Source organism: Candidatus Profftia lariciata, assembly GCF_020541265.1.
Lineage (GTDB): Bacteria > Pseudomonadota > Gammaproteobacteria > Enterobacterales > Enterobacteriaceae > Profftia > Profftia lariciata.
Genome location: NZ_CP045925.1, coordinates 291,756 through 311,341 on the forward strand (window position 1 = coordinate 291,756; position 19,586 = coordinate 311,341).

General features: G+C 18.6%; 9 protein-coding genes. 6 read left to right on the top strand and 3 right to left on the bottom strand.

What is annotated here, in order from left to right:
* Positions 1 to 2,117: 2,117 nt before the first annotated feature.
* The 3 genes from GII40_RS00680 to GII40_RS00690 all read right to left on the bottom strand — a co-directional run bounded on the left by GII40_RS00680 (position 2,118) and on the right by GII40_RS00690 (position 4,502).
* Positions 2,118 to 2,234: a lipoprotein gene (locus GII40_RS00680; protein ID WP_226813485.1), complete on the bottom strand. Its 117-nt coding sequence runs from the start codon at positions 2,232 to 2,234 to the stop codon at positions 2,118 to 2,120.
* A gap of 1,335 nt (positions 2,235 to 3,569) precedes the next feature.
* On the bottom strand, positions 3,570 to 4,322 hold the full coding sequence (kdsB, locus tag GII40_RS00685) for a 3-deoxy-manno-octulosonate cytidylyltransferase (protein ID WP_226813486.1): 753 nt from the start codon (positions 4,320 to 4,322) through the stop codon (positions 3,570 to 3,572).
* Positions 4,323 to 4,502 carry a Trm112 family protein gene (locus GII40_RS00690; protein WP_226813487.1) on the bottom strand — a complete coding sequence of 60 codons (180 nt, stop codon included), beginning with the start codon at positions 4,500 to 4,502 and terminating at the stop codon, positions 4,323 to 4,325.
* A gap of 2,401 nt (positions 4,503 to 6,903) precedes the next feature.
* Here GII40_RS00690 and aroK point away from each other — a divergent pair.
* From aroK to GII40_RS00720, 6 genes are all read left to right on the top strand, one after another.
* Positions 6,904 to 7,422, top strand: coding sequence for a shikimate kinase AroK (aroK, locus tag GII40_RS00695; RefSeq protein WP_226813488.1), 519 nt, complete (start codon positions 6,904 to 6,906; stop codon positions 7,420 to 7,422).
* Between the two features lie 47 nt (positions 7,423 to 7,469).
* On the top strand, positions 7,470 to 8,555 hold the full coding sequence (gene aroB, locus GII40_RS00700) for a 3-dehydroquinate synthase (protein ID WP_226813489.1): 1,086 nt from the start codon (positions 7,470 to 7,472) through the stop codon (positions 8,553 to 8,555).
* 1,691 nt (positions 8,556 to 10,246) lie between these two features.
* Entirely contained in the window at positions 10,247 to 10,939 is a 693-nt protein-coding gene (gene rpe / locus GII40_RS00705; protein ID WP_226813490.1) for a ribulose-phosphate 3-epimerase, read from the top strand.
* 1,478 nt (positions 10,940 to 12,417) lie between these two features.
* On the top strand, positions 12,418 to 13,422 hold the full coding sequence (gene trpS / locus GII40_RS00710; RefSeq protein WP_226813491.1) for a tryptophan--tRNA ligase: 1,005 nt from the start codon (positions 12,418 to 12,420) through the stop codon (positions 13,420 to 13,422).
* 3,347 nt (positions 13,423 to 16,769) lie between these two features.
* On the top strand, positions 16,770 to 16,964 hold the full coding sequence (locus GII40_RS00715; RefSeq protein WP_226813617.1) for a winged helix-turn-helix domain-containing protein: 195 nt from the start codon (positions 16,770 to 16,772) through the stop codon (positions 16,962 to 16,964).
* Positions 16,965 to 17,636: 672 nt separating this feature from the next.
* Positions 17,637 to 17,843 (top strand): histidine kinase dimerization/phospho-acceptor domain-containing protein, encoded by a 207-nt coding sequence (locus GII40_RS00720; RefSeq protein WP_226813492.1) that lies wholly within the window; start codon positions 17,637 to 17,639, stop codon positions 17,841 to 17,843.
* Positions 17,844 to 19,586 lie beyond the last annotated feature (1,743 nt).

Consider the following 19,586-nt stretch of genomic DNA (forward strand, 5'->3'; position numbering starts at 1 on the left):
ATTATTTATGTTTTATTGAATTTACATGCCATCAGAGTCAAATAAAATTTCAGCAAAAAATACTAAACTCAAATAATATAAAATATTTAATAAAATTTATAAATATAAAAATATATTTTTTTCTTAATGAATATAAGAAATATTTTATTTATATAAATAGTTTTAATTTATGGTTTAAAAAAACTTTTTTATCTTAACTATTCATTATTAAAAATAGTGTTTAGTACATTAATATCTACATATATACTTACTATATAAATCATGTATTAAATCTTAAAAATTATTAATTGATATCCTATTTTATAATATCGATTAATTATATAAAACAATAATAAATTATAGTCTTTTATTATTTGGACTAACATTACTGTAATAACAAAAATAAAACAAATAACTGTTTAATATTAATTATTAAATATATATATCTTTATATTATTTAGTATAATTTTTATATTATTAGATCTTTTCTCTAAATTACAATATATTTTCGTAATTATTATTTGTTATGTATAGTGAATATTATCTAATAATTCATTATTATTCATATTATATATTCATAAAATAAGATTAATAAAAATTTTATTTTATGAATGATAGTGTTTACTAGAACATTTAACATATGTTTTTTAAACATAATAGAAATAATCATTTATTTTGTGTTATCCTAAGTATAGTTAATAAATGATTTAATCATACTATCTTTCAATACTTTATTTGTATAAAGTAAAAATATTTGTATATTATAAATATTATCAAAAATTAATATAATAAATAGAATTACCGTTATAAATATTTTTTACTGTTATTAAAATTAATATATTTAATAAATATTAGTTATTATAAGATTTTAATTATAAAAAATTTTAAATAAAATCCTATGTTTTATGAAATTAGAATTAATTGAAAGATAAGTATTTAGTAAATATTGAATTTAATAATATATCAAAATATATAATATATAAAATTTTATTTTAATACCTTAATTTTTATAATAAAAACTATAAAAAATATTATTTTTTAACATTATGAATTTAATATATAAAATATAATTTTATAATTATCTTATATTAAGTATCTTTATATATCAAATAAGAAAATTATTTCTTTTATAAATTAATAAAATGCATAAAATTTTATGTTACTATATCATATAATATATCCAATTAGTATTTGATAATTTATAGATTTTAATATGAAGATTCATTTTGTATAGTTCATTATTTATGATAATAAATAAATTTATATTTATAACACTTCATATATTATATTCTATGTATAAGAGATGGGTATAATCAATTATTTTGATGTAATATTTATTTACTGGACAATGCAAACATTACTGTTAATAAAAAATATTATTTATTTTCTTTGTTTATATGTTTTTAGTTTTATCTAGTTAATTCAGATATTTTCTATATAAATTTTTTATAAAATTAGGTAAATAATTTAATTTTTTAAAAGTAAATGTATTATATAAAATAATATATTTATTAATATATTATCTGATAATATGTATTATGAATTTTTTATTAAACAAAGTATATACAATATAATCTTTGTATGATTTTTAGGATATAAGTATTTTATATATTATTAATATTATGTATTAGATTATTAAATAATAAGTAAATGGATTTACTTATATTGAGTATAATTAATTTGTTATTTTTCATAAAAAATTTTTATTAAATTTTTATATACATTACATATTTATTATTTATAGTTTTTTAAATAATTTCAAAAATTAAATAATTGGTTATGTTGTTAAATTATTTAATTTTAATTTTATTTAAAATAAATTTTCTAATAAAAAGTATAATAAAGTCAATAAATTATTAGCATGTTATTACATGTTAACTTCATTATATATATTCAGTAATTTATAAGCTAACATTGAATAATGAAAGCAAATACATTATATAATGACATAAATAACTATGTAACTAATCTTATAAAATATTTTTTAAAAATTTAATAACTATTAAATTTTATTATTTATTTATTTTTTTTATAAAAAACATACTAATAATGTTGCTATATTTGCTATTATATCGATCTATTAAATTTAATATATATTTTGCACTATTATTGCAAGTGAGTTACTTATTTTTTATATCTTATTTAATTTGTATTTTTGATGGTTTATTAGGAGCATGAAGATATAATGGTCCTTTAAAGCCGCAACTTACAATTATAAAAGTAAAAATCCATAAAATTAAAAAATTTTTATTCATAGTAATTATTATTTGTTATATTAATATATGCAAATTAATCTATAAAAAATTTATAATTATAAGTTTTATATCTTATAAGTAATAGGTAATTAAAGTAATAAAAACTAAATATAACAAATAATTAACCTTATAAAATAAATTGTCTTATATATTAGTTTATTAAAATTTACAATAAATATTGTAATATCAATTATGACATTTAATAAAATTACGATACTTAATTGAAATATATTAATTGAATAATCTTAAGTAATTACCATATCAGTTATAAATTATAATTGATAACTGATATTATTAGATTATTATCCATTATATTATGTTAACTATCAAATTTTGACATATTACATTTATTCATATAATTAATAAATAATATAGCATATAGTAAAATATATTATTTATTTGAAAAAATTGGCATCATAGAACTATAATTAAATATAAAATTAATATTAACTATATAAATAGTACATGATACAAATATTATTCTTGTAATTTTATTAAAAAAATTATTTTTATTACTGTTTATCTAGTTTTATATCGATAATATAATAGATTATATATTAAAAATAACAATAAAAACATTCATTAATTATAATATGTTATATAATTATATTAACTATACAGAAATAACAATAATTATTAATTAGAACATTAAGCATATAAATACTTCAATAATTGAGATACATAAAATATGTAAAAAATATTTATATATAAAATATTTTTTTAAAAAAATATTTTTTAAATTTATTTAAAATAAATTACTATATTAACTATATAATTAGATTAATAAATATTTAGTATAATTATTGCTTATGAGGTTTATATTTTATATAGATAAATTATTATAATATGGATATAAATTTACATTAATTATATGTAATGATTCTATGTTATTTTTAATAAAATAACATAGTATCTTAATATAATCAATTTTATATCATTAATTATAAAAAGTAATAATATTACGTATATAGATATATTTTATATATCATTTTTATTTAGATAAATTAGATATTCTCTTAATATGCTATAAATACATAAGCATTATTATAAACAAGATAATATTTTTTTTAAAAAATAATTACTTACTTTGTTAAAAGTTATATATTATTATGATTAATTAGATAAATATTTCTAATATTATTTAATAATTTTAAAAAAAATTAAATATATTATACTTTATATTTTATATATATTAAATTTAAAAAAATCAATAATAATTAGAGAGTTTAAATGAATAATAATTATAGTACTTTATTTAATATAATGAATATTTACTGTAATACTATTACTTTAAATAAAGTAGTATTTTAAATTTTTTAAAAAATACCAAATTATTTATTTAGTAGCAAAAATTTTACGAACTTTCTCTAAATCTTCTATTGTATCTATACTAGTAATTGGTATTATTGCGGTTATACCAACATGTATTTTTTTACCATACCATAACACACGTAATTGTTCTAACATTTCAATTTGTTCAATTGGACTAGCACTCCACGTAACGTATTTACGGATAAAACCAGCACGATATGCGTATATGCCTATATGTCGTAAAAAATTATGACTAATGTTATTTTTAGAGACCATAAAACGTTCACGTTCCCAGGGGATAGTGGCACGTGAAAAATATAATGCATATCCTTTTTTATTACAGACGACTTTTATAATATTTGGATTAAATGCTTCTTGACTAGTAATGATTTGCGCTCCCATGGTAGCCATTTCTACTTTATTTTGTACTAAATTACAAACAACCTGACGGATAATTGTTGATTGTAAAAATGGTTCATCTCCCTGAATATTTAAGATAATTTGATTATTAGTTAATGCATACTTTTCAATTACTTCTACTAAACGTTCTGTTCCTGAGTTATGATCGGTGCGAGTCATGCAAGCTTCTCCCCCAGCTCGCTCTACTGTATATTTAATGTCAGCGTGATCTGTTGCAATAATAACACGTGAAGATCCAGCTTCTAAAGCTCTTTCCATTACGTGTATAATCATAGGTTTACCATTTATGTCAACTAGCGGTTTACCAGGTAAACGCGTCGAAGCAAAGCGCGCAGGTATAATAGTAATAAAATCCATTTAATTATTCTCATTTATAGGAATAAGGCGAGCTTTATTTTTTAGTAGTACTGGAATGCCATGATATATAGGATAGCTTAGGCGATCATTTTTACAAATTAATTCTTGATTCATTTTATTAAAATAAAGTTTTCTATTACATACAGGGCATACAATTATTTTTAATAAACGGTCATCCATATTGACTCCTCAAGTAATTATTGTAGTCTTTAATAATACACTATAATAATTTAGTGAATACACTTATTAAAATAACTATTTTATATTTTCTTGAATACATAAAATTAGATTTAATTAGTTATTTTTAATAAAAAATCTATTTTTTATTGTATACATACATTAGAGTATGAAAATAATTTGTATATTGTTAGTATATTATTGGACTGTATTTAAGTATTAATAATATATTATATTTTTTACAAGTATTAACATAATTAATATCATTAATATAAATATATCACTATTTATAATAATATAATTATAGCAATACTTATTTAATAGTATAATCCATAAAAATAGAACATAATTTTATTAAATGTTTTTAATAAAATCTTTTAGTCAAGCAAGCAATTAAACCTCTTTTAATACTAAAATTCTGTAATATCTTATTATGTAAATAACTATTATTATATTACTGTTAATATAGTTCTTTATTTAACTATACTAATAAAATATAAACATTTAATATTATCAATACTTATTTCATATGAATTTAATACTTAAAAAATAAATTAAAAACAATACCATACATAAAAATAAAAATGTGATCATCCTAATACATAGATAAATAATTTATGTTTTGAATGTTTTTTAAAAAATTATTAATTATAGCAATAATTAAAGATATAATAAATTAAGTAATAATTTATAATTTTTATGATAGTAAATCAAGCAAAAGTATAATTTTTTATAAAAGTAATTAATATAATGTTTATGCATTTTATAACATTATTAATAATATATGATATCACTACTGAGTGATGTTTAAAGTATTATTATTTATACACTTAAAACATATTAGTGATTATAATATGTATTAGTATATAAACAATATTTATGTTTATTCATAAAACATATTATTTTATATTGATAATTATTTATGTAAAATAAAACAAATTTTATTTGTATAATATTACATAAATCATTATATTATTAATATAATGAATATCATTATTAATGAATAATTAATAAATTTCTTTGTAGATATTAAAAAGTTATAATATTGTATTATCTTATTAAGATTTAGTATACTGTTAACTAATGTATATTATTTATGATTTATTATAATTAATATAATTACAATAATACATAAATGATTACATTAAATGAATTAATTATTATAAAATAATGCTTATAAAAATTTAATTAATTAAAATATTTTCTTTAAATTATTTTTATCATTAACAATGAATATTAAGTAATTACATAATAGTAATTATGATAGAGTTACATTATTAATTATATGTTCAAATAATAAAATCATTTTTAATGAGATAAGTAATATAGTAAAGTATATATTATATATAATCATGTAATTCATGTAATATAATATAAAGTAAGTGCATTATATGTCGATGAATTATTTTTATTTAAATAACAGTATATTTATTTTAAAAATAAACTATTCATAATAAATTATTGATATTAATAATAATGAAGATGTAAATAATATATTTTTTGGGTTAGGTAAAGCACACTATTTAAATAGTTAGATATAACTATTTAAATGCATCTTATTTACAATAATAACTTAAATTTATAATACACATTATTATTTTAAATAACTGTTATAAAAATAATATATTCAGTAAATTACTATTCATTATTACTGTAACTATTGTTTAAAATTATTTTGCATACTAGTCAAAAAATTAGTAATATACAGTTAATAAATATTTAATATAAATATAATTTTATTAGAGTTCGTTTAAATAATTCTATTATCATAATGCATATAAATAGTTTTTTATGTTATTTGAAAGTACCATTGTATTTTATGTAAAAAAATACATAGTTATTGTAATATAAATATATTTAATATAAATGTTTGACAGATATTTGATTATTACATAGTTCCTATTCAATAGAATATTAAATGCTATTTTTATTATTTTAGAAAAATTAATATATAAATTATAATAATGAATATTTAAACAGCATTAAGTCTATGATGACTATTTATAAGCTATCATAGTAATTATAAATTTTTTGAACATATAGTCTTATATAAAAATTATTACTTACAATTTTTTATTTAAAAAAAATGTATTTAAGTGTTATAATTTAAGAAATTTTATATAAATTCCGTGTTTAACGTTGTATTTAATTTAGTATAAATAAAAGTAGCTAATAAAATTTTAATTTTTTTATATTCTAATGAAAGCATGTATCGACATGATTATACTTGTATAAGTATACTATTATTTATTTAGTTACAAACTATATCTAGAAAATCTTAAAAATACTTTATTTAAATTAATATTATTTTTTTATAAATTTTTAGTATAGTTTTCGTAGCTAATGTTATTGGCGGGGCGGGTTATCATTAACTCATTATATTAATTAGAGTAGTACCAAAAACATGGCAGAAAAACGTAATATTTTTTTAATTGGACCTATGGGTGCCGGTAAAAGTACTATTGGTCGTCAATTAGCTCAACAATTACATATGGAATTCTTTGATTCCGATCAAGAAATTGAGCGAAGTACTGGGGCTGATATTAGCTGGGTATTTGATGTTGAAGGAGAAGCAGGTTTTCGTGATCGTGAAGAAAAAATTATAAATGAACTAACTAAAAAAAACAATATTGTACTAGCAACAGGTGGTGGCTGTATAAAATCTTTAGAAACCCGTAATAGATTATCAAATCGTGGTATAGTTGTGTATCTTGAAACGACTATTGAAAAACAGCTTGATCGTACTCAGCACGATAAAAAACGTCCATTATTACAAGTAGATACACCACGCGAAATATTAGTCAATTTAGCAAAGGCACGTAATCATTTATACGAAGAAATTGCTGATTTAACTATACGTACAAATGATAACTTTGCTAAAGTTGTCGCAAGTAATATTATTAATATGTTAGAAAATAAATAATTATATTTATTTTTTATAAATTTAGAACAAAGGTATGTATTCGCATTATGCAAAAAATTCATGTTTCTCTTGGAAAACGTAGTTATCCTATAACTATAGCCTCTGGTTTATTTCAAGATCCTACTGCATTCTTGCCTTTAAAAATGGGCAATAAAGCAATGTTAGTAACCAATCAAACATTAGCTCCAATTTATCTTGATGTAATAAAAGATTCACTTAAACAATTAAAAATTGAAGTAGATCAAATAATCTTGCCAGATGGTGAACAATATAAAACATTATCTGTAATGGAGCAAGTATTCACTGCATTACTTAAAAAATCCCATGGTCGTGATACTACTCTTATTGCGCTGGGTGGTGGAGTTATTGGAGATCTTACTGGTTTTGCAGCATCTTGTTATCAGCGTGGCGTTCGCTTTATTCAGGTACCAACAACATTACTATCTCAAGTTGACTCTTCTGTTGGTGGCAAAACAGCAGTTAATCATCTATTAGGCAAAAATATGATTGGTACTTTTTATCAACCTATGTCAGTAGTAATAGATATTAATTGTTTAAAAACTCTACCAGCTCGTGAATTATCTTCAGGATTAGCAGAAGTTATTAAATACGGAATTATTGTAGATAGTGCATTTTTCATATGGTTAGAAGAACATTTGGATGAACTATTAAGCGTTGATGCTAATGCAATGGAGTATTGTATTCGCCGTTGTTGTGAAATAAAAACTAAAATAATTTCTTTAGATGAAACAGAGCAAGGTATACGTGCATTGCTTAACTTAGGTCATACTTATGGTCATGCGATTGAAGTGGAAATGGGATATGGTAATTGGTTACATGGTGAAGCTGTTGCAGCTGGTATAATAATGGCATCGCAAACTGCTTATCGTTTTGGTCAACTTAATAATCAGGATGTATCTCGTATAAAAAAATTAATTGCACGTGCAGGATTACCAGTTACTGGGCCAAAAAATATGACTCCAGAGTCATATTTGCCACATTTAATGCGTGATAAAAAAGTACTATCTGGTGAGCTACGCCTCATACTACCAACTGCTATTGGTCAATCAGAAATACGTATGGGATTAGATCATAAACAAATTATATCTGCTATTGCAGACTGCTGCTATTAAATATTGAATCTTAAATAATGAATAAAATGTTATTTATCATTGTAAATATTAAGGATAATATAAAAACGCTACAATGTAAAATATCTATATTATCTAATTAATATACGCAATCATTATTAGTTTGATAATTATACAATATCTATTGTCTTTTTTATTATGATAATATGTATTATCTTGATAAGAGGAATATTTAAAGCTCATGTAAATTTAAAAGTATATGAAAATAAATCTTACTTAACATAATTAATGTTTTTTATTTTTATTTTATTGTAAGATAGTATATTTAAAAAATATACCATATAAACGAATAATATGTGTTGCAAATGAAACATCTCTATATATTTTATTAAAAAATAATACGCAGAATTATATTAACTAAATAGTTTTGTATAATTATTTATTTTCACATATATCTTTATGTTCGTTAGGATTAATGTTAAACCATAATATCATTATTAATAAAATATTTTACATATTAATACAAGTATATTAAATATATTGCTGTTATTGAATCTTAAATATAATACAGATTTTATCTTGAGTTGTTTTAGATCTTATATAAGATGTATCATAATATTAAAATAATTAATATCATTTATTTATGTTTTTTATTAAACTGTTATCTCATTTAATTTATCAATTATATTAAGATAAGAAATAATATTTTTAGTTTTTATATAGCAAGATAAAATATACATTTATATTAGACATAATCAACATAAGAGTAAAATAAGAGTAAAATATATAAGAAGTATTACTAATCGTAAAATTTATTTTATTATAAATTTCTTAAATAATATTTTTTGTGATTTATATAATAAATTATTGTATTTTTATCATATAAATTATATTATAATCATTTATAAAAATAAAATTAATGATAATGTATACTAATTATATCTAATGTAATTAACATAATAAATACTATATTGTTTATAAATGCATCTATACTTAAATAAGTAATATTTTAATTAATACTATTATGTAATGATAAAAATATAAAAATCAATATACGACTTATTAAGTATTATTTTTATTTAAAAATAATCATCTTTTACTTTTATTTTTAATAATATATATGATATAAATTTTTAATATTCTATTTGTGATTATATCATCAATATTCTATTAAATAATCTACTCATTAAGTATAAATATTGAAAATTATTCTTAAAATCGTTAACATAAGTATATACCGACTAAACAAAATTTATTAAAATTATTCTTTGTAAGAATTAATTTAATCTTTTATTAAAGATAAAATTTATTATTTGTATAATCGTTACAATTAATATTAATTATTTTATATTATTAATGTAATAAAATTAATATCATCTTTTAAAGCTCATAACTTATAATGTATATGTCTTGCTACTATTACATTAGTAGTGTTTTACTAGCAATTTAACTTTATATGTGTTTTATAATTAATTGAATTACATATGCAACAGTATAGTAAAAAATATTATTACTATATGTTAAAAAAATAAATATTACTATATATCAATACTAATAATGCATACATTAATACATTCAAAATATTAATTTATGTACCATAATAAGATTAGATCAATATTTTTTGTTTAGAATAACTATATATTATTTGAAGTATAAAATAAAGTTAATAATAAGTTATAACTTTATTTTTAATAAATTTATATTTTTCTAAAATATAGGATATGGAGAAATTCATGCAACAATATTGTATAGCTCCTTCAATTTTATCAGCAGACTTTGCTCGTTTAGGTGAAGATATAACAAAAGTTTTGGCATCAGGTGCAGATATGATTCATTTTGATGTGATGGATTATCATTATGTCCCTAATTTAACTATTGGTCCTGTGGTATGTCAGTCAATACGTAATTATGGTATCAATGCTCTTATAGATGTACATTTAATGGTAGAACCAGTAGATGATATTATTCCTGATTTTGTTAAAGCTGGTGCAAATATTATTTCTTTTCATCCAGAAGCATCTCACGATATTTACCGTTCCTTACAATTAATTAAATCTTTAGGGTGTCAAGCTGGTTTAGTATTTAATCCAGCAACATCACTATCTTATCTTGAATATGTAATAGATAAAATAGATATAATTTTATTGATGTCTGTAAATCCAGGATTCAGCGGTCAATCATTTATTTTATCTACTTTAGAGAAATTACGTCAAGCACGTAAACTCATTTATGATAGTAAACGTAATATTCGCTTGGCAGTTGATGGAGGTATAAAAATTAATAACATTGGTGCTATTGCAATAGCAGGTGCTGATACGTTTATAGCAGGTTCAGCAATTTTTGATCATATGGATTATAAATATATTATAAATCAAATGCGTTATGAGATTGCTATAGCAAAAGAAAATAATAAAATAATAAAATAATATATATTATTTTTTCAAAAAAAACTTAATATTAAGTTACTGAAATATTGTTATTAACAAACTTAATTCAATTAATGCATGACATTAGTATAGATAAAATGACTACTCAATTTTTTATTAAAATTGCATCTATGATTACATTTATTGTATAAATATAATATTGGCTGTATTAGTATGTTTATCATTAATATTATTAAATACTTAAATTTTATAAATTAAAAAAATTTGCATATTATTATATTTTCTGTAATATGCATAATTATATAATAAATAAATTATTCTGCTATGAAATTATAAGCTTGTAAGATCTTATTTTAAGTTATTAAATATTTATATAAGTTTATACTAATAAATAAAATTAATATTTTAAATAGTATTATATATAAAATATATAATAATATATGTATTATATTTTAATAATATCGTTATCTTTTATTAGTAAAAACTGTATATTTTTTAACATTAAAATTTAATAGTTAAATTAATGAATTTTAATTTTTCTATCTAAAATAAATATTTTTAATTAATATACTATATTATAGTAATACATGAAACATGTATACCTAATAACACTAATAATATTAATATAAATATATTAAAATATTGGGTATATACATAGAATATAATTCATCTTAATTAAGAATAACGTAATAATATAAGAGAGATTTCATAATAATATACAAATTAATTTATATATTAAATGCGTGATATTTTAGTATAATCATTTTACTAAAATTATATAATAATTGATGATATACTTTATAAGTTCAACAAACTATCATATTCAAGTTTTTAGTATAAATAAGTATAACGATTATACAATGATAACATATTATTATGATTAAATATTATTTAAATAAATATGAATAATATAAAAATAAATCATAAATACAATTATATTAAATATCATAAAAATATAGAAAATTAAAATAAAAGTCATACTCTTTATAAGAGTATAATAGAAATATTTTAGATAATAAAATATCTTGAGTAAACTACAAACTATTAATAAATTTTTCAATACATAATAATTTTTATTATAGTAATAATAAAATATTATGCATGCAATATTTCTAATATAATAAATGATCAGATAAAGTTAACATTTTTTAATAAAAATTAAATATATTATTTATTAATACTGTAAAATATTTATAATAATTTACTTAATTACTAATTTTATTGCATCAATAAATAATATAGCATAGAAAGATTATGTAATAACATAAGTATATTTATATTAAAATTATTATGAATAATAAACATATAGCATATGTAAGTAGTATTATTATGCATTAATAAATTATATAATCATACTAATTGTACTACAATCATTTTATAAAGTTATATAATATTTATATATCACTATTACAAAGTTATTCAATAATTATATTTAATAAATGTTTCATAATTATATATTTTAGTGCTTAATACAACTAATTATCTTAATATAATAAGATGCATAGGAATTAGTAAACATGAGTAAGCCTATTGTTTTTAGTGGTACGCAACCATCTGGAGAGCTTACCATTGGTAATTATATTGGCGCTTTGCGTCAATGGGTATATATGCAAGATCAATATGATTGTATTTATTGCATTGTTGATCAACATGCTATTACGGTACGTCAAAATGCATATCAATTACGTAAAAATACATTGGATACATTGGCTATTTATCTTGCTTGTGGTATAAATCCTAATAAAAGTACTATTTTTTTACAATCGCATGTTCCTGAGCATGCTCAGTTAGTATGGGTGCTTAATTGCTATACTTTTTTTGGCGAGCTTAGTCGTATGACTCAGTTTAAAAATAAATCTAAGCATTATACTAAAAATATTACTGCAGGTTTATTTAATTATCCTATACTAATGGCTGCTGATATTTTATTATATCAAACTACTAAAGTACCAGTTGGGCAAGATCAAAAACAACATGTAGAGTTAAGTCGTAATATAGCAGTTCGTTTTAATGCAATATATGGTAATATATTTACAATTCCAGAGCCTTTTATTTTGCAATCTGGTGCTCGCATTATGTCTTTGTTAGAACCAACCAAAAAGATGTCTAAATCTGATGATAATCGTAATAATGTTATTGGATTATTAGAAAGTCAAAAATCGCTAATAAAAAAAATTAGACATGCAGTTACAGATTCTGATAAACCAGCTGTTATTCATTATGATGTAATTAATAAAGCTGGTGTTTCTAATTTATTAGATATTTTATCTGGTATGACAGGGAAAAATATATTAGAAATAGAACAAGAATTTAAAAATAAAAATTATAATTACTTAAAAGATGCAGTTATTGATGCAGTATCAGATATTTTAACGCAATTACAAGAAAATTATTATAGTTTTCGTAACAATGAAAAATTATTATATAATATTTTATGTGATGGAGCTCAAAAAGCTAGTGCTCGTGCAAAAAAAACTTTAGAACATGTATATAATATAATTGGTTTTGTTACCCCACATTAAATTATTATAGATTTTAAATGTTTTACAGATTCTATCTAATATGCTTTTAAGCAGTCTCATTTAATAATTTTTATATTTTATTATCTATATAAGTGTCTTATTATTAAGTAATAATGTTAATTAATAATAAATTTCTTTATTTTAGATACTATAATATATTAATTTTTAAAAAAATATATACTTCCTTAAGTATCTTATAATATTACTAATATAAGTAACTATCATAAAAATTTTTATAAAAATAAATGTTATTATATATTTTATGGTAATTAGTTATTAAATTTAAAGTTATTAATATCTATATAACTGCTGATTAAAAGTAATATCTTAAAATATTTTTATGAAATAAATTATGTAATAACACTATTATATCTTGTCATTGTAAGATCATATTATATTAATAATATTAAATAAATTTATTAAAAATATTTTTTTATATATTGCACAATATCATATATAAAATTACTATGTATTAATATTGTAAATTTTATTGCTTTATTACTTTAATAAATAAGTTATGAGATTTTACATATAAAAATATTGTTTATTAATATAAAATATTTTATAAAAAATTAATTTATACTATTTTACGGTAAATATATTATTACTTAATATATGTATTATATTATTATTTGAATCTACTAAAAGTTTGATCTTTTATATAAAATTACTTTAAATAAATTAATTTACTTATATCTTGTGTAAGAATATATTTATATAAAAATATAATTTTTTAATATTTTAAATGAAAATTATTCTTTTAAAGAATTAAATAATTTTAAATTTTTTTTAAAAAAATAAATATTATTTAGTTAATTATCTTTAATAGATAAGAAAATTATTATAAAATATAATACCTTTATCAAATGATAACCTTGAATATTATGCAATATAAAAAAGCTTTATTTAATTTTTTCTAAAAATATTATATTAGTAATATAATATATTGATATTATTATCATAAATAAATAGTATGCATTATACTACCTATTTATTAAATATATAGTTATATAATAAATAATATATTAAATATAATAAATTTAATTATATATTATTTTTAATTTACTATACTTAAATAAAATGATATTTTAATAGTATTAATATATATTTATATCTTACAAATAATAGATTTGTTGATATATAAGTATGTATTTCTACCGTACTATTTGTTTTAATAGATTTTTATACGTAAATTTTTATTACTCATGAAATGATACGTCTAATTATACGGTCTTATATTTATAATTTTATTAGATACTAATTAAATTAACGTAATTAAAATTATAGCAATTAACTTTGTATTGCAATTTTCAACAAATAGACTACAAATATAGTAGTATATTTGTTATGTTACTATATTAGTTAGAAAAATAAAGACTGAACTATATAGCAATAATTAAATAATTTTTATTTTATATATATTTAATATTGTACAAATATTGTATGTCATAGGTATGATATTACATTTTTTGTTATTATCTATAGATAATACAATAATAATCAGTAACTATCTATTTAAACAATCAAATTTAGTCATATAATGTAATTAATTTATTAAAATATTAGTATATTCTTTTTTATCGATAAAAATGTATCTATTTTATATATATTTAATAGTGTTTTTTTGCTTGATGTATGATAAATATAAAATATACTATATTAATTAATATTACAATTTATTTAAAGAAATTATTTAATTAGTGGTTTTGTCGCTTATCTAATATTAATTTAAAAACTAAAAATTTATATTATTTATAATTGTATATATAGCATTCAGAATTACAATAAAATTATATATACTTAAATAATTATTAATAATATTATAAATAATTTATAACATGTTATAATGAATAATTACTGATTAATATGATAAAAATATATTTTATATATATTGTATTGTTGATATATTAATACAATATTAATAATTAAATTATTAATTAATAAATTACAAGAATCTAAATAGCATCAAATAACATAATTAACATATGTTCTATGTATAACATAATTGTGTATATATTATTATTTTATAAGTTATAATATAATTATATTAAGTTGTTAATTTATTATTGTAATACATTGTAATAATTAATTAATATACTAAAATATGTTATTTATTAACAAAATAGATTAATTTTTACTATGCTAGTACGTTACGATAATTTTATTAAACTATATATAAAATATTTATTGTGTTTTTTGGTATCATTATATATATAAAATATAATTAATGCATGATAACTATTAAAAAAATAATTTTTGTTATATATCTTTTAACTAATTATCCAATACAATAATATTATTATATTAATTAATACTTAGTAAAATAAATAATGTTTATTAAAAGATTCAATAACTAGTTTTAATAAGTATAAATTATACATATAATAAGATAACAGGACTCAGGCAGATATTAGTTATATAAAACTTTATTTATAAACATCAAATTATTAATACTTATTCATTAAGGAAACAAATTAATTATGAATTATAACTTATATTATTAAAATTATTATTATTTTAAATAATCATTATTAATGATTGATACTGTTATAATAAAAATAATTAAAAAATTATAGCATTTTATTTATTTAATGAATATATGAAATATTTAGAAAAGTTTTTACTAAAAAACTAATATAAATTATATAATTTAAAATATTAATAAATATTAAAGAGTATAATACATAATTAAAATTAAATAACTGTTAAAAATATTTTCTAAATTTTTATATGCTAATTTAGCAAAGATACACAATAAACAATAATCTGCTATCTTAAATATTTTATTTTTTAGGCACAATTTTTTAAAAGTATTATTTTTTAGAACAATTTAATCTATTGTAAATGCAGTATTTCGGAAATACACAATGCAAGAACATTATAAGATTTTAGTTGTTTATGATGATATGCGTTTACACGTATTATTAGAGCGTTATTTAATCGAACAAGGTTTTCAGGTGCGTGGCATTGCTAATGCTGAATAAATGGATTGATTATTAACTTGTGAATCTTTTCATTTAATCATATTAGATTTAATGCTTTTTGGTAAAGATCGTCTTTTGTTTGCCGTAATGCACACAGTCAAAGTAATCCTATACTCATTATTATGGTTACAACAAAAGGATAAGAGATAGATCGTATTGTTATTTTAGAAATTGGTACTGATAACTATATTTCAAAACCATTTAATCCTCGTGAACTATTAACACGTATTCGCGCTGTATTACGTCATCAGGCTCAGAAACTACTAGGTGCTCCTGCTCAGGAAGATACTATTATTTCTTTGGTATATTTAAATTAAATCTAGATACTCACGAAATATCTCGTGAAGATAAAATATACCATTAATTAGTAGCGCATTTGCAGTACTCAAAGCTTTAGTCAGCCATCCTAGTCAACCAATATCTCGCAATAAATTAATGAATTTAGCATGTGGCTGCGAGTATAATGCTATGAAACGTTCTATCGATGTACAAATTTCTCGATTGCGTCAAATGTTAGAAGAAGATCTAACTCATCTTAGTTATATGCAAACTGTTTAGATCCTGGGTATGACGCTTTTGCAGCGTAGATTATTAACTAGTAAGTTCTTACTATTTGTTGGTTTATTATTATGTAATGCTATTATTATATATTTTATTATTCTGAATATTCTTATTCAGCTAAGTTTTAATTAGTATAATCAAGTATTATCGTATAAAGTAAATATACTAATAAACATACATTGCAACTTGAGGATACAGAACTAAAAATCCTTTTAGTTTTTAAACGTAAGATTTGCCGTGAGTTAAGTATTACGTTTTATACTAATATCTCTGCTGAAGACAGTGATTTAAACTTAGCTAAACATGATAAGTATTTTAGTAAAAAATGACTCATAATATGTATGGTCTAACATATATTCGCGTTGAAATTCATTATAATACTCCAAGTTTTATGGATAAAAACTTAGCTATCTCCTAAAATTTGGGTAAGTATTCCTTTAATAAAAATACATCAGAGAGAATTTTTTCCATTATGTATATATCATCATTATTATATTGCTATTAATAGGTAAAACATGACTATGTATTCGTGTTCATAATCAATATTTAATAAAATTAGAACATGATACTATTCAAGTTAGTAAAGAATATATTCCATAACTGTTATAAGAATATGGAGTATATGAATTACGTTAAGTGATATGAGCTTTTAATAAAATTACAATCAGAGTGAAACAAATAATAGTTGATCAAATCTTACTTATGGCAGGTATTAGTCATGATCTACGTACTCAGCTAACACGTATCCGTTTAGCTGCTGAAATAATACAAACTAAAGATTGTTATTTAATAGATTCTATTAATAAAGATACTGAAGAATGTAATGCTATTATTGAGAAATTTATTGATTATTTACGTACTGGGCAAGAAATATAAAGTTAAATATATGATTTAAATAGTATTTTAGCTGAAGTTATAGACAAAGATAATACTTATGATAAAGTAATTGATACTAATTTTATTAAAGGAGTACTACTAGTAAATGCTTCTTACCGTCTTTCAATTAAATGCACTATTATGAATATGTTAGCAAATGCTATACGATATGGTAACGGTTAGGTAAAGTTTAGCAGTGGCACCCAAGATAAAAAACTTGGTTTCAGGTGGAAGATAACAATCCAGGGATTATATCTGAACATTTAGAGCGCTTATTCCAACGATTTATACGAGGTGCAATGCTAATAATACTATGAGCAGCACTAGTCTTGGTTTAGCCATATTATGACATATTATTAATAGCCATTCTGGCAGTTTAGATATAGCTACTAGTGAACGAGGTGAACGTATTTATACTTTTTTATTAATGCCTGATTCTTATTCTATTTCAGTACACTCTTTAAAATAAAATATAATACATAAAAATAAATAGTTTTTATAATTTTTTTAAAGTGATAATCATCTAGTTACATAAGATGTATATATCATATATATATTTTTTAAAAAAGGTGTTAAATGAAATAATATTTTTATATTTCATTTTATTACATATATGAATTTATTTAATTTTAATAGTAATATAACTATCTTATTATAAGATGTATTCAGTATTGTATATATAATAAAACAAAATATTAATTTTAAAAGAGTTATAAAATATTTTATTTTTAATGTATATTTAAAATAATTAATACTATTTTAGTATATTATATTGTATTAAATTAATACTGACTAAATATATTATAAAATGTATTTAATAAAATTATAATACGAAAATTAATATATAATATATTAATCATTTACTAAATATAATATAAATAATATGATTATATTGCAAACAGATGTTATTAATATTTTTTAAAAAATTAATTAGTATTAAAAATAAAAAATTATAAATTATTTTTAATAAAAGCTAATAATTTGTTCATATTATTACAAGATAATCTTAAATTTATTATGAATACTTAATAATCATTAACGATAGATTATTATCTATATACTTTAGAAATTTGTATTAGTTAAAAACAATTAAATTTTATTATATATGTATTATAAAGATAACTATTATAAATACATTTAATATTTATATAATTAAATAATTATAAAATTTATACCTTTATAATTTTTAATTAGTAACATGATTAAATGTAATAATACTATATATTTATATATTATATTAATGATATAAATATAAGAATATACAATAATTAAAATTATAATTATTATAAATAATTTTATGTATAATCAATAAAAACTTATAATAATATATTTTAAGATCAGTCAAATTTAAAAAGAAATTTTAATTTTAAATTAGTATGAAATAATTTTTATAAAATATTTATTGTAATCTTTATTAAAAATACTTTACAAATCATAGTGATTTCATATTTATTTGTTAAATTTAGTTATATAAAATATATATGTTTTATTGTTACATAATAAAAAATAGTATTAATAATTTAAACAATACAATATTTAAATGTATCCATTCATATTATGGATAATATATTTTTTTTAAAAAATTATCTATAATAATGAATATTGTATATACAAAATATTATTAAGTTTTAAATATTTTATGCATATTTATATATTTACTATTAAATTTATCTTATATAGTATTATTTAGCTATATTAATATTTTATATTATATGATAGATAATTATATTATTATAATAAATT

Excerpts from the sequence above, each read along its gene's own strand:
- GII40_RS00690 (WP_226813487.1), bottom strand. The coding sequence starts at position 4,502 with ATGGATGACCGTTTATTAAAAATAATTGTATGCCCTGTATGTAATAGA.
- aroK (WP_226813488.1), top strand. The coding sequence starts at position 6,904 with ATGGCAGAAAAACGTAATATTTTTTTAATTGGACCTATGGGTGCCGGT.
- aroB (WP_226813489.1), top strand. The coding sequence starts at position 7,470 with ATGCAAAAAATTCATGTTTCTCTTGGAAAACGTAGTTATCCTATAACT.
- trpS (WP_226813491.1), top strand. The coding sequence starts at position 12,418 with ATGAGTAAGCCTATTGTTTTTAGTGGTACGCAACCATCTGGAGAGCTT.
- rpe (WP_226813490.1), top strand. The coding sequence starts at position 10,247 with ATGCAACAATATTGTATAGCTCCTTCAATTTTATCAGCAGACTTTGCT.
- GII40_RS00680 (WP_226813485.1), bottom strand. The coding sequence starts at position 2,234 with ATGAATAAAAATTTTTTAATTTTATGGATTTTTACTTTTATAATTGTA.
- kdsB (WP_226813486.1), bottom strand. The coding sequence starts at position 4,322 with ATGGATTTTATTACTATTATACCTGCGCGCTTTGCTTCGACGCGTTTA.